Origin of the sequence: Nocardioides sp. NPDC006303 (assembly GCF_040613175.1) — a bacterium.
GTDB lineage: Bacteria > Actinomycetota > Actinomycetes > Propionibacteriales > Nocardioidaceae > Nocardioides.
In genome coordinates this window covers 1-12,844 of record NZ_JBEXRR010000030.1, presented here as the reverse complement: position 1 = coordinate 12,844, position 12,844 = coordinate 1, and the positions used below count along the sequence as shown (strand labels likewise).

The window sequence follows — 12,844 nt, the reverse complement described above, 5'->3', positions numbered from 1 at the left end:
TAGCTACGGCGCCAGACGCTGGATAGTTCACGATCTGAAGCGGCCAGTTCCTAGCGCACTCTGACGAGATCCTCGCTGACCCGCCACAGGCGTGCAGCGAGATCCTGGTTGTAGCTGAGTGGGGCGGAACGCCGGGACCTGCTGTTGGCGAAGTAGCCGCCGGTGGCCCCCACCAGCTCCGGGGCGGATGCCGCGTAGATCGAGGTCTCCGCGCCCTTGGCGGGGCTCTTCATGAACGGTCGCAGGAGCGGAACCAGGAGCCGTTGCGTACGCCCGGGGTCCTCCGCCCCGAAAGCGGTGCTCACCACGCCCGGATGCAGCGCGTTGGCCGTCACCCTCGGTTGGCGCCGCGCGAGCTCGTGGGTGAACAGGATGTTGGCGAGCTTGGACTGGCTGTAGGCACGGGCCCCGGAGTAGGAACGCTCGCCCTGGATGTCGTCGAAGTCGATCCACCCCTGGGCGTGCGCCTGGGACGCGACGGTCACCACTCGGGCGTACGCGCTCCGCTTCAGCCGGCCCAACAGCAGATCCGTGAGCAGGAACGCGGCGAGGTGGTTGACGGCGAGAGTGCGCTCGATCCCGTCGACGGTGAGCTGGCGGGTGTCCCAGTAGCCCCCGACGTTGTTGACGAGCACGTCGATCGACGGCAGCCGGTCGAGCGCCTCCGCGGCCAGCCGGCGTACCTCGGCCTGGCTGGACAGGTCTGCCAGGAACACGAAGACCGTCGCACCGGTGGCCTCGCGGATCTCCCGCGCGGCGTCCTCGGCACGGACCGCGTCTCGGCCGGTGATCGCGACGTTCGCGCCCAACCGGCCCAGTCCCATCGCGGTCGCCCGCCCGATGCCACCGGTGCCACCAGTGATGAGCGCGGTTCTACCGTGCATGGCGCCTCATCGAGCCGGCCTGTCGTACGCAGCCGGGTCGAATCCCTTGATGATCAGCCAGAACGCGAGCGTGATCTCGAAGATGGCTCCGGGGATGAGGAGCACGAGACTGATCGGGGCACCGAAGAGCTCGGCGCCGGAGCCCAGCATGTGCAGCGCGTAGCCGAGCAGACCGAGCGCCGCCAGCCACCGGGGAACCAGACCGGTGCGGAAGAGGAGCGCACACAGGAACAGAGCGCCGAACGCGAGCGAGAGCTGCCCGATCTGGTACGCCGTCTCGTTCGCGTCGACCGCGAGCGACCCGAGCGCCTGGGCGGTGTCGGCGCCGATCTCACTTGCCCGGTCGGCGAGCGGGATGACCATGAGCAGCGCGAGCACACCGACCGTCATCATCGCCATCTCGAAGACCATGGTGGCCAGGTAGGCCACGGCCGTACGTCTGCCGTTGCGCTCCAGGACCGGGAAGAAGATGACGGCCTTGCCGATGTCGATCGCCGTGGTCGCGATCATCAGGAACGCACCGAGGGCGAGAGTGGTCTCCTTGGCACCGACCCCGGCGAGGAAGTCGTCACCGTCGAGGACCGAGGTGACGAGGAACGAGCCGGTTCCGTAGACGACGAACCCGGCCAGGAACAGCGCCCCGATCAGGCGCGAGGCCCACATCCGCGAGCCGGTGTCGAGATGCCGGGCTCGTTGGCCGGCGCGATCGCCGGCGAGCGGCGGCGTTGCGATGGGGTTCATGGGACGTGCCTCGTATCCGTGTAGGAGGTCCGAGACGGGACGTTCAGATCGTGGTGATGGCGACCTTGCCGCGTACGCGGCCGGAGCCGAGGAGACGCATCGCCTTCGGGACGCGGTCGAGCGGGAAGGTGTGGCCGAGGCTCGGGACGACGGTGCCGTCCTCGAGGAAGCCGGCGAGGCGTTCCAGGTCGCTGGCGCGCTCCTTGGCGACGTACATGGCGAACCGCTGACCGATGAACGGCGTGAGCAGGAGCGCTCGGAGGGACCGATTCATGCCGCCGGTGAGGTTGCCGCCGTGCTCACCGCCGACCAGCACCACGGAGCCGGTCGGGGTCAGCGCGCGCCGCAGCCGGGACAGGCCAGGGTTGCCGGCGATGTCGAGGATCAGGTCGTAGTGCCTGGTGCCGTCGGCGAAGTCGGCCAGGGTGTAGTCGATGACATGGTCGGCGCCGAGCGAACGGACCAGGTCCAGCTTCTCCGTGCCGGCGACACCGGTGACCTCGGCACCGAGCGCCTTGGCGATCTGGACGGCATAGCTGCCCACGCCGCCGGACGCTCCTATGACCAGCACCGACTGGCCGGCTTCGAGGTGGCCCTGGTCGGTCAGCGCCTGCAGCGCGGTGCCCGCCGAGATCGGCACCACCGCGACCTGCTCGAAGGAGAGCTGCGCGGGCTTGTGGGCGAGCTTGCCCTCGGGTGCCACCGCGTACTCGGCGAAGGCGCCGCGGCCGATGCCATAGACCTCCTCGCCGATCGCGAACTTCGTGACCGCGGACCCGACCGCCTCGACGACGCCCGCGAGATCGCGACCCGGCACCCGGTCCTTGGGCCCCTTGAAACCCATCCCGGCGACCCGCATCACGTACGGCTTGCCCGTCATCAGGTGCCAGGTGCCGCGGTCGAGCCCGGCGGCGCGGACGCGGACGAGAATCTCGTCATCGGCTGCCTCGGGAATATCGATGCGGTCGAGGTGCAGATCGCCGGCGTCGCCGTATCTGGTCTGGACGATCGCTCGCATCTTGGTGGACGCGGCGGTGTGCTCAGTGACCATGGTCGACTGCTTTCAGAGAGGTAGGACCACGCTACGGGCCTACCAGGAAGCGCCACGTCGCGGCGCTGGTTGCTCGCCGGGATTGGGTAGGGATCACCCCTGGATGTGGGCGGCGGCTCTTGCTCGATCAGCCGCAGTCGTGTTTAGGTAAGCCTTACCTAAACAGGAGGTGCCATGGATTCGACCGCCAGCATTGCCCGCAGCATCCTGTCATGCCCCCGTGGCGGCAGCGTGGTGATCGACGGCATCCCCTACTCGATGGAGGAGCTCGAGATGCAGGGCTTCGCCGACGACGGCGGGCGCCCGACCTTCCTGTGCCCGCCCGAGCAGCGGATGGCGTACGCCGGGCGCCGCGGCAGCCATGTCGTGCTTGTCCTCCAGGGCGTGCTCGGCGGCGGCGAGGCGGTCCGCCTGACCGGGACACTGAGGTGGCTGCGTACGGATGCCTGCACGTGCTGCGAGACGGAGTGGGAGGAGGTCGTCATGGACGTCTCCAACGTGATGCTGGTCCGCCGCACCGGCGAGGCGGTGCCGATCCCCCTCGTTGCCTTCACCGACCGCGACCTCGACCTCAACGACGGCGTGCTCCACCGCAACCAGGACCATCTCAACAACCACCACGGCAACGAGCTCCGCGAGGCGGTCGCGACCCGCTCCTACATCCCGGTCGACACGATCCTGGCCGCCCAGATCACCGGGCTCTGCGCCGAAGGCTTCGAGTTCCAGTGGGTCGACGAGGGCGGGGCGCACAGCGCACGCACCACCTTCGACCACCCGGCCAGGACGCCGGAGGACCTCGTCGCCGGCGTCCGGAAGGCCCTCGCCGCCGAGATCTGCTGAGCGGGACACACGCGCCGAACCTGTTTCCTGGTACACAAATCCCATGTACCTTGGTGACGTATCAACGTCGTGCAAGGAGGCTCGGATGGTTGTGCAGACACTTCGCTCGATCGGTGGCTATGTGGGTGCGGTCGCCGGCACCCCGGTCCGGATGGTCGCGCCGACCAGGCCCGAGCCTCGCCGGGAGTACGACGAGACGCTGCGGACGTTGTCCGAGGCGTCGGTCGAGATGTACTTCAACGCCTTCAAGGACGTCGACTGGGACGCTCCCGAGATGGCCCTGCCCGAGGACGACGAGCGCTGGATCCTGCCCACGCTCGACCTGCTCGGCGCCCACCCGTGGTACCAGTCTCTGCCCAAGGCGCGACAGATCGAGGTCGGCCGGCACCGGCTCACCGCGATGGTGAAGACCGGCTCCCAGTTCGAGCAGCTGCTCCTCCTCGGCGGCACCCAGTTCCTGATGGGCGTCGACAACGGCGACCCCGAGTTCCGCTACTTCATGCACGAGCTCACCGAGGAGACCCATCACATCCAGATGTTCCAGGAGTTCACCAACCGGGCCTGCCCCGACGTCGCGGGCGCACCGGGTTGGCTGATGCGCGCCATCCCGCTCGTGGGACATCTCGGCGGGCTCTACCCCGCCCTCTTCTTCGCCATCATCCTGGCCGGCGAGGAGCCGATCGACCACGTGCAGAAGGAGGCCATGCGCGCCGGCGGAACCCATCCGCTCCTGGACCAGATCATGGCCATCCACATCGCCGAGGAGGCCCGCCACATCGGCTTCGCGCACGCCTGGCTCGAGGAGCACGCGCCGTCGCTCAACCCGGTCTCGCGGCTGGCTCTCGGCATCCTCACTCCGCTCGCGATGCGGCTGGGCTCGGACGCGATCATCATCCCCTCGCGCGCCGACCGCGAGCTCATGGGACTGCCCGACTCGGTCGTCCGCGAGGTCTGGGGCACCGGCGCCGAGGCTGCCGCGTTCCGCCGTCATCTCTTCGCCGACGTCCGGATGCTCTTCGACAACCTCGGGCTGCGTACGCCGCTGACGCGGTGGTCCTGGAAGGTGCTCGGCGTGGATGGACGGCCGGCGCGTTTCCGCGCCGAGCCGCCCAGTGCGGCGGCCTAGGCCCAGGCGTCAGGCCGGGACCGGCAGGGACCGGCTGATGATCTCCTTCATGATCTCGGTCGTGCCGGCGTAGATCTGCTGGACGCGCAGGTCGGTGAAGGCGCGGGCGATGGGGTACTCCTCCATGTAGCCGTAGCCGCCGTGCATCTGCACGCACTTGTCGACGACCTTCATGGCTCGCTCCGAGCACCAGTACTTCGCCATCGCGACCGTCGGGATGTCGAGCTCGCCCTTGATGTGCAGCTCGATGCACTCGTCGATGAACGAGCGGGCCACGCGGGCCTCGGTGGCGACCTCGGCCATCGTGAACTTGGTGTTCTGGAAGCCGAAGACCGGGCGCCCGAAGGCCGTGCGGGAGTGGACGTAGGCGATCGTCTCCGCGTAGGCGAACTCCATCGCCGCGACACAGCCGAGCGCGACGATCAGGCGCTCCTGCGGCAGCTGCAGCATCAGCTGGACGAACCCCTCCCCCTCCTGACTGCCGAGCAGGTTGGTCGCGGGGATGCGTACGTCGTCGAAGAAGAGCTCACAGGTGTCCTGGCCCTTCATGCCGATCTTGTTCAGCACCCGGCCACGCCGGAAGCCCGGGGTGTCGGTGGGAACGATGACCAGGGAGATCCCGGCGCCCTTCTCCTCCGGGTTGGTCTTCACCGCGACCAGCACCATGTCGGCCTGGTTACCGTTGGTGATGAACGTCTTGGCGCCGTTGACCACGTAGTCGTCGCCGTCACGGATCGCCTTCGTCGTGATCGACTGCAGGTCCGATCCGGTGCCGGGCTCGGTCATCGCGACAGCGGCGACCACCTCGCCGCTGGCCATCTTGGGCAGCCACTCCTGCTTCTGCTCCTCGGTGCCGTACGCCACCAGGTAGTGCGCCACGATCCCGCTGTGCAGCGGGGCGCCCCACGAGGAGTCGCCGACACGGGCCTGCTCCTCGATCACCACGGCCTCGTGGGCGAAGGTGCCGCCACCGCCGCCGTACTCCTCGGGCACGGAGAGGCAGAGCAGGCCGACCTCGCCGGCCTTGCGCCACAGGTCGCGGTCGACCTGCTTGTTGGCGATGAACGACTCGATGTTGGGCTTGATCTCCTTCTCGCAGAAGGTGCGGGCGAGGTCGCGCAGGTCCTCGAGGTCCTGGTCCATCCAGGGAGAGCGGCGGTTCACGGGCATTCCTTCCGGTCGGCACCCACAAGTACGTGGGACACGATGTTCTGGATACAGGTTGTATCACCGTACCGGAACCGGATACAAGGTGTATCAGCGCTACGGTGAACGCGTGGTGGACGTTGCGAAGTGGGTCGACTCGACAGTGCGGCGCCGCTCGGCGAAAGAGGCGCTCGAGGACGACTCACGACGCTCACGAGTGGTGCTCGCGGCGGTCGAGGCGATCGAGGAGACCGGGCCCACGGTCGGGATGGCACAGATCGCCGAACGAGCCGGGCTGCCGCGCCCCAACGTCTACCGGCACTTCGCCAGCAAGGACCAGCTCGACGCCGAGGTGACCCGGTTCGCCGCGAACGAGCTGCTGCGCCGCGTACGTCCCAACCTGGCTCGCACCGGAACTCCCCGCGAGGTGATCGGCGGGGTCATCGCGCCGTGCGTCGACTGGGCCGCCGAGCACCCCAATCTCTACCGCTTCGTCGCCGCCCAGCAGCAGACCAAGGCACTGCACCGCGCCCGGATGGGGCGCACCCGGTTCCTCAACGAGCTCGTCGAGGCGATGCACGGCTACCTGAGCGGGTCCGAGCTCAACGGCGAGCCGCCCGACGGCGTCCTCGCCGGACTGATGGGGATGGTCGACGCCAGCATCATCTGGTGGCTCGACCACGAGGACGAGACCCGCGACGAGGTGGTCGAACGGCTCACCCGACAGGTCGCCGGGGTGCTCTTCGACCTCCTCGCCCAGCTCGGGCTCGAGATCCCCGAGGACATGGTCTTCACGCCACGGGCATGATGGTGGCGACCCGGCGCATCAACAGACGCAGTACCGAGAAGCAGCAACGAGGAGCAGCGATGCCGAACACCGACAACAGGTCCGCGAACATCGGCGTAGTGGGCCTGGCCGTGATGGGGTCCAACCTGGCCCGCAACCTCGCCTCTCGCGAGGGCAACACGGTGGCGGTCTACAACCGCACCTACGCCCGGACAGAGGAGCTCATCACCGAGCACCCGGAGGCCGGCTTCCTCGCCTCCGAGACGATCGACGACTTCGTGGCGACGCTGGCCAAGCCGCGTACGGCGATCATCATGGTCCAGGCCGGCAAGGGCACCGACGCGGTGATCGAGCAGCTGGCCGAGCGGTTCGAGCCGGGCGACATCATCGTCGACGGCGGCAACGCCAACTTCAACGACACGATCCGCCGCGAGCGCGAGCTGCGTGAGCGTGGCCTCAACTTCGTCGGCACCGGCATCTCCGGCGGCGAGGAGGGTGCGCTCAACGGGCCCTCGATCATGCCCGGCGGCTCGCCCGAGGCCTGGACGACGCTCGGCCCGATCCTGAAGAGCATCGCCGCGGTGGCCGAGGGCGAGCCGTGCGTGACCCATGTCGGCACCGACGGCGCCGGCCACTTCGTGAAGATGGTGCACAACGGCATCGAGTACGCCGACATGCAGCTGATCGCGGAGGCCTACGACCTCCTCCGGCGGGTGGGCGGGCTCTCGGTGGAGCAGCTCGTCGACGTCTTCAAGGACTGGAACACCGGCGACCTGGAGTCCTACCTGATCGAGATCTCCGCGGAGGTGCTCGCCCAGAAGGACGCCGAGACCGGCCAGCCGCTCGTGGACGTCATCCTCGACGAGGCCGGCTCGAAGGGCACCGGCGTCTGGACGGTCCAGAACGCGCTCGGCCTCGGCATCCCGGTCTCCGGCATCGGCGAAGCCGTCTTCGCCCGGGCGGTCTCCTCCAAGCCGGCCCAGCGCGGCGCGATGCGAGCCTCGGTGACCTCACGCCCGAAGGCGCCCCAGGTCCCCGACACGTTCGTCGACGACGTACGCGCGGCCCTCTACGCCTCGAAGGTGGTCGCCTACGCCCAGGGGTTCGACCTGATCGTGGCCGGGGCGAAGGAGTACGGCTGGGACATCGACCTCGGTGCGCTCGCCAAGATCTGGCGCGCCGGCTGCATCATCCGGGCCCGCTTCCTCAACCGGATCGTGGACGCCTACGCCACCAAGCCCGACCTGGAGACGCTGCTGGTAGACCCCTACTTCGCCGACGCGGTCGCGTCCGGCGAGGAGGCGTGGCGACGCGTCGTCGGAATCGCGGTGGCCTCCGGCGTACCCGCACCCGGGTTCTCCTCGGCGCTCGCCTACTTCGACTCGCTCGCCGCCGACCGGCTCCCGGCCGCGCTCATCCAGGGCCAGCGGGACTTCTTCGGCGCCCACACCTACAAGCGCGTCGACAAGGACGGCACCTTCCACACGCTGTGGTCCGACGACCGATCGGAGATCCCGACGACGCCCTCGACACACTAGGGCTCCAGGCACCTGGAGATACCGAACTTGGGGCTGTCGGGGTAGCCAACGGCGGACCTAGCCTGAAGCATGGCGTTCGACGTGGCCGCGGAGAGGTATGCCCGTTTCATGGGGCGCTACGCCGAACCCCTCGCACCCCACTTCGCGAACTTCGCCCGGGTCAGCATGGGCCAGCGGGTGCTCGACGTCGGCTGTGGTCCCGGCACGCTCACCCGCCATCTCGTGACCCTCACCGAGGCCCACCTGGTGGCCGCCATCGACCCCTCGCCTCCGTTCATCGAGACGGTCGCACGGCAGCTGGCCAGGGTCGACGTGCACACCGGCGTGGCCGAGGCGCTCCCCTTCGCCGACAACTGGTTCGACGCCTCACTGGCCCAGCTCGTCGTGCACTTCATGACCGACCCCGAGGCCGGGATCAAGGAGATGGTCCGGGTCACCCGGCCCGGCGGCACCGTCGCGGCGTGCGTGTGGGACGGCGACACCGGCGCCGTCTCGCCGTTCTGGACCTGCGTGCACGAGATCGACCCGGAGGCCGAGGACGAGGCCCTGCTCGCCGGCTCCAGGCTGGGTGACCTCGAGAAGCTGTTCAAGAAGGTCGGCCTCCGCAAGGTCGAGCCCAGCGGCCTGGTGGTCCGGGTCACCCACCCCACGTTCGAGGACTGGTGGGACCCGTACACCTTCGGCGTCGGACCGGCGGGCGACTACGTCCAATCCCTCGACGATGCCGGGCGCACCGCGCTCGAGGAGGTCGCTCGGCGCCGGTTCGGCAACGGCCCGTTCACCGTGACCGCGACGGCCTGGGCGGCCCGCGGCACCGTCGCCTAACAACACGCCGGGTCCTGCCGGATTTGCATTGGACCCCTATCCTCCATATAGTTGTAAAAGTCAACCAACTTGGAGGGATGATGATCGGGAACGCGACGTACCAGGAGCTGATCCATCAGCTCAGCGAGGTCGGAGCCGTACGGAAGGGCCTCGTACGCAGGCTTCCGCCCGAGCTGTCGGCCGGCTCCGCGGGGGTGCTGACGATGCTGCGCCGGCACGGCGACATGACCATGAGCGAGCTCACCGAGCTGCTCGCCGTGGACATCTCGGTGACCAGCCGACACGTGGCGTGCGTCGCCGACCAGGGCTGGATCGAGCGCTCCCCCAACCCGGCCGACGGACGCTCCCGCATCCTCCGTCTCACCGACGCCGGGCGCGACCTGCTCGACGACGCCTCCCACCAGCTCACCGACCTGATCGCAGACCGGCTCAGCGGCTGGGACGAGCGCGACGTACATGAACTCGTACGGCTCGTCACCAAGCTCCGCGACAGCCTCGGCCACTGCGGCACCACCAGCAACTAGCCAGCACCACCAGAAAGGAAGTCCATGGCAACGACGACAGCCGAACGGACTCACGCCGGTCCACCGGGAGGCCCGTCCGAGGGCTCACCCACCTCGCACGGTGAGATGTCCCACCGCGAGATCTTGGAGGCGCTCTCGGGTCTGCTGCTCGGCATGTTCGTGGCGATGATCTCCTCCACGATCGTCTCCAACGCACTGCCCGAGATCATCGCCGACATCGGCGGCGGGCAGTCGGCCTACACCTGGGTGGTCACCGCCTCCCTGCTGACCATGACGGCCACCACCCCGTTGTGGGGCAAGATGTCCGACCTGTTCAGCAAGAAGCTGCTCATGCAGATCGCGCTGGTCCTCTTCGTGGCGGCCTCGGCCGTCGCCGGTTTTGCCCAGAACCCGGGTCAGCTCATCGCCGCCCGGGCGGTCCAGGGCATCGGCATGGGCGGTCTGACCGCCCTGGCCCAGGTCATCATGGCCGCGATGATCTCCCCGCGTGAGCGCGGCCGCTACTCGGGCTACCTCGGCGCCGTCTTCGCGGTCGCCACCGTCGGTGGCCCGCTGATCGGCGGGGTCATCACCGACGCCGACTCGCTCGGCTGGCGCTGGTGCTTCTACGTCGGCATCCCGTTCGCGGTGATCGCCTTCATCGTGCTGCAGAAGACCCTGCACCTGCCCGTCATCAAGCGTGAGGGCGTCAAGGTCGACTGGGCCGGCGCGTTCTTCATGGCGGCCGGCGTCTCCCTGCTTCTCCTCTGGGTCACCTTCGCCGGCGACAAGTACGACTGGGCCTCCTGGGAGACCGCGGCGATGGTCGGCGGCTCCGTGCTGCTCCTGCTGATCTTCGTCCTCGTCGAGTCGAAGGCCGCCGAGCCGATCATCCCGCTGCGGCTCTTCGCCAACCGGACGATCACGCTCTCCTCGCTGGCCTCGCTCTTCGTCGGGGTGGCGATGTTCGCCGGCACGATCTTCTTCAGCCAGTACTTCCAGCTGGCCCGCGGCGAGTCGCCGACGATGGCCGGTGTGATGACGATCCCGATGATCGCGGGGCTGTTCCTCTCCTCGACCATCTCCGGCCAGGTCATCACCCGCACAGGGAAGTGGAAGGCCTGGCTCGTCATCGGTGCCGCCCTCATCGTCGGCGGGCTGGGCCTGCTCAGCACGATCCGCTACGACACCGAGTACTGGCACGTCGCCGTCTTCATGGCGATCCTCGGCCTCGGCGTCGGCATGACGATGCAGAACCTGGTCCTCTCCACGCAGAACCAGGTCGCACCCGCCGACCTCGGCGCAGCCAGCTCCATGGTGACGTTCTTCCGCAGCCTCGGCGGCGCGATGGGCGTCTCCGCGCTCGGCGCGCTGATGGCTCACCGGGTCACCGACTACGTCCAGGACGGCCTGGCCGACCTCGGTCCGCGCTACGCCGCGCTGGCGCAGGGCACCTCGGGCGAGATCCCGGACATGGACAAGGTCCCCGAGCCGTTGCGGTCGGTGCTGGAGAGTGCGTACGGGCACGGCATCGCCGACATCTTCCTGGTCGCCGCGGGCGTAGCCGTCATTGCGCTGCTGTTCGTGGTGTTCATCAAGGAGGTCCCGCTGAAGACCAAGGGCGGGCTCGCCCAGGCCGCCGCGGAGGCTGCCGATGTCGACCGCCCCGCAGCGGTCGCCGAGGCCGTCGCCGGGGTGCCCGAGCAGCACGCCGCCGCCCCCGCGCCGGTCGCCAACGGGATCGCGCTGCACGGCTTCGTCCGCGGCTCCGGAAGCATCCCGATCCCGCACGCCGCGGTCACGCTGATCTCGCTGTCCGGGCGCCAGCTCGGCCGCTCGGTCGCCCACGCCGACGGCTCCTACGCGGTGGACGCGCCCGGGCCTGGGACGTACGTCCTGATCGCCTCGGCCGACGGCTTCCAGCCGCAGGCCTCCACGGTGGTCGTGGGCGGTGAGCCGGTGGCGTACGACCTCCTGCTCAGCGGCACCACGGGCCTGAAGGGCATCGTGCGCGGCGGCGAGGACAGCGCGCCGATCAAGGACGCGATGGTGATCGTGACCGACGTACGCGGCGACCTGCTCTCCACCGGCACCACCGTCGCGGACGGCACCTTCTTCATCGACGAGCTCGTCCCGGGACCGGCGACGGTCGCGGTCAACGCCGAGGGCTACCGCCCACGCGCGGTGCCGATCGAGATCGGCGCCACCGGCCTGACCCGGATCGAAGTGGAGATGGTCACCGGCGCTCGCCTGACCGGTGTCGTCAAGGCGGCCTTCGGGCCCCTCGCCGACGCCCGGGTGACGCTGGTCGACGCGGCCGGCAACGTGGCCGGGACCGCGACGACCGGCCCGGACGGGGCGTACGCCTTCGCCGATCTCGACAGCGGGGACTACACGGTCCTGGCGACCAGCTACCCGCCGGCGGCCGGCGCCGTGAGCCTCACCGGCCACGGTGTGGACGGCCACGAGATCGTCCTCTCCCACCCCGAGGACTGATCCGCGATGGCACTGACCGCACAGATCCGCACCCGCGACGGCTGGGCCGTGGCGCACGCGGTCGTCACCCTCACCGACACGGCCGGCGGTCAGGTGCTGCGCGCCGAGGCCGACGAGGACGGTGTCGTCACCGACGACACCGTCCTCGCCCCCGGGCCGTACGTCGCGATCGTCACCGCGATCGGCTGGTCCCCCACCGCGGCGACCGCGATCGTCACGGCCTCGGGGACGGCTGCGCTCGGCACCGTCACCCTGACCCGTCAGGGAGACACCTCCCTCCCGGCTCCTGGGCCGTGGACCATCGACCCCTCCCACTCCACCGTCGGCGCGGTCGCGCAGCACCTGGGCATCTCCAGCGTGCGCGGCCGGTTCACCGACTTCGCCGGGGTCGTCGAGATCGCACCGGACCATCTGGAGAAGTCACGCGTCGAGGCGGTCATCCGCGCCGCCTCGATCGACACCGGCAACCGCATGCGCGACGACCACCTTCGCAGCGGGGACTTCCTCGATGTCGAGGCGTTCCCCGAGATCGTCTACCGCTCCACCGGCCTCACCCCGGCCGGATCGGACCGCTGGACCGTCCACGGGGAGCTCTCGATGCACGGCCAGACCCGCTCCATCGACCTCGACGTCGCCTACCTCGGCACCGGCCCCGACGCCTGGGGCGGCACCCGGGCTGCCTTCCGCGCCACCGCGCAGCTGCGCCGCGAGGACTTCGCGATGAACTACAACCAGGCCGTCGCCGCCGGCATCGCCGCCATCGGAACGACCCTCAAGGTGGAGCTGGACATCCAGGCCGTCCAGGGCGACTCCCTGCCAACCTGAGCCGAGACGTCAGTTAGGTCGGCCGAGACGTCAGCTGCGTCGGCCGAGTTGGCACTGCAGTGCCAACTATAACATAATATCA

12 protein-coding genes are annotated in these 12,844 nt (G+C 69.2%); 8 read left to right on the top strand and 4 right to left on the bottom strand.

Annotated features, from left to right (window positions below; genetic code table 11):
- Nucleotides 1-50: 50 nt before the first annotated feature.
- From ABZY89_RS20690 to ABZY89_RS20680, 3 genes are read right to left on the bottom strand one after another with little or no spacing between them, the layout of a single operon-like run.
- Nucleotides 51-884, bottom strand: coding sequence for an SDR family NAD(P)-dependent oxidoreductase (locus ABZY89_RS20690; RefSeq protein WP_355230208.1), 834 nt, complete (start codon nt 882-884; stop codon nt 51-53).
- Between the two features lie 6 nt (nt 885-890).
- Nucleotides 891-1,625, bottom strand: a complete 735-nt coding sequence (locus tag ABZY89_RS20685; RefSeq protein WP_355230207.1) for a DUF4386 domain-containing protein — start codon at nt 1,623-1,625, stop codon at nt 891-893.
- A 43-nt stretch (nt 1,626-1,668) separates the two neighbouring features.
- A complete protein-coding gene (locus ABZY89_RS20680; protein WP_355230206.1) occupies nt 1,669-2,676 on the bottom strand; it encodes an NAD(P)-dependent alcohol dehydrogenase in 1,008 nt (335 codons plus the stop codon).
- Nucleotides 2,677-2,850: 174 nt separating this feature from the next.
- Between ABZY89_RS20680 and ABZY89_RS20675 the strand changes: the two genes are divergently transcribed.
- Nucleotides 2,851-3,516, top strand: a complete 666-nt coding sequence (locus ABZY89_RS20675) for a DUF2470 domain-containing protein (RefSeq protein ID WP_355230205.1) — start codon at nt 2,851-2,853, stop codon at nt 3,514-3,516.
- 85 nt (nt 3,517-3,601) lie between these two features.
- Nucleotides 3,602-4,642 carry a diiron oxygenase gene (locus ABZY89_RS20670; protein ID WP_355230203.1) on the top strand — a complete coding sequence of 347 codons (1,041 nt, stop codon included), beginning with the start codon at nt 3,602-3,604 and terminating at the stop codon, nt 4,640-4,642.
- A 9-nt stretch (nt 4,643-4,651) separates the two neighbouring features.
- Here the strand turns inward: ABZY89_RS20670 and ABZY89_RS20665 are convergent, their stop codons facing one another.
- Nucleotides 4,652-5,812 (bottom strand): acyl-CoA dehydrogenase family protein, encoded by a 1,161-nt coding sequence (locus ABZY89_RS20665; RefSeq protein WP_355230202.1) that lies wholly within the window; start codon nt 5,810-5,812, stop codon nt 4,652-4,654.
- Between the two features lie 106 nt (nt 5,813-5,918).
- On the opposite strand from ABZY89_RS20665, the gene ABZY89_RS20660 reads away from it, so the two are divergent.
- The 6 genes from ABZY89_RS20660 to ABZY89_RS20635 all read left to right on the top strand — a co-directional run bounded on the left by ABZY89_RS20660 (nt 5,919) and on the right by ABZY89_RS20635 (nt 12,762).
- A complete protein-coding gene (locus tag ABZY89_RS20660; protein ID WP_355230200.1) occupies nt 5,919-6,596 on the top strand; it encodes a TetR/AcrR family transcriptional regulator in 678 nt (225 codons plus the stop codon).
- 59 nt (nt 6,597-6,655) lie between these two features.
- On the top strand, nt 6,656-8,113 hold the full coding sequence (gndA, locus tag ABZY89_RS20655; RefSeq protein ID WP_355230198.1) for an NADP-dependent phosphogluconate dehydrogenase: 1,458 nt from the start codon (nt 6,656-6,658) through the stop codon (nt 8,111-8,113).
- Nucleotides 8,114-8,182: 69 nt separating this feature from the next.
- The gene (locus ABZY89_RS20650) at nt 8,183-8,938 is read left to right on the top strand and encodes a class I SAM-dependent methyltransferase (protein WP_355230196.1); all 756 of its coding nucleotides are present in this window, start codon (nt 8,183-8,185) and stop codon (nt 8,936-8,938) included.
- Nucleotides 8,939-9,018: 80 nt separating this feature from the next.
- Nucleotides 9,019-9,462, top strand: a complete 444-nt coding sequence (locus tag ABZY89_RS20645) for a MarR family winged helix-turn-helix transcriptional regulator (RefSeq protein ID WP_355230193.1) — start codon at nt 9,019-9,021, stop codon at nt 9,460-9,462.
- A gap of 24 nt (nt 9,463-9,486) precedes the next feature.
- A complete protein-coding gene (locus ABZY89_RS20640; RefSeq protein ID WP_355230192.1) occupies nt 9,487-11,937 on the top strand; it encodes an MFS transporter in 2,451 nt (816 codons plus the stop codon).
- 6 nt (nt 11,938-11,943) lie between these two features.
- Nucleotides 11,944-12,762, top strand: a complete 819-nt coding sequence (locus ABZY89_RS20635; RefSeq protein WP_355230191.1) for a YceI family protein — start codon at nt 11,944-11,946, stop codon at nt 12,760-12,762.
- Nucleotides 12,763-12,844: the final 82 nt, after the last annotated feature.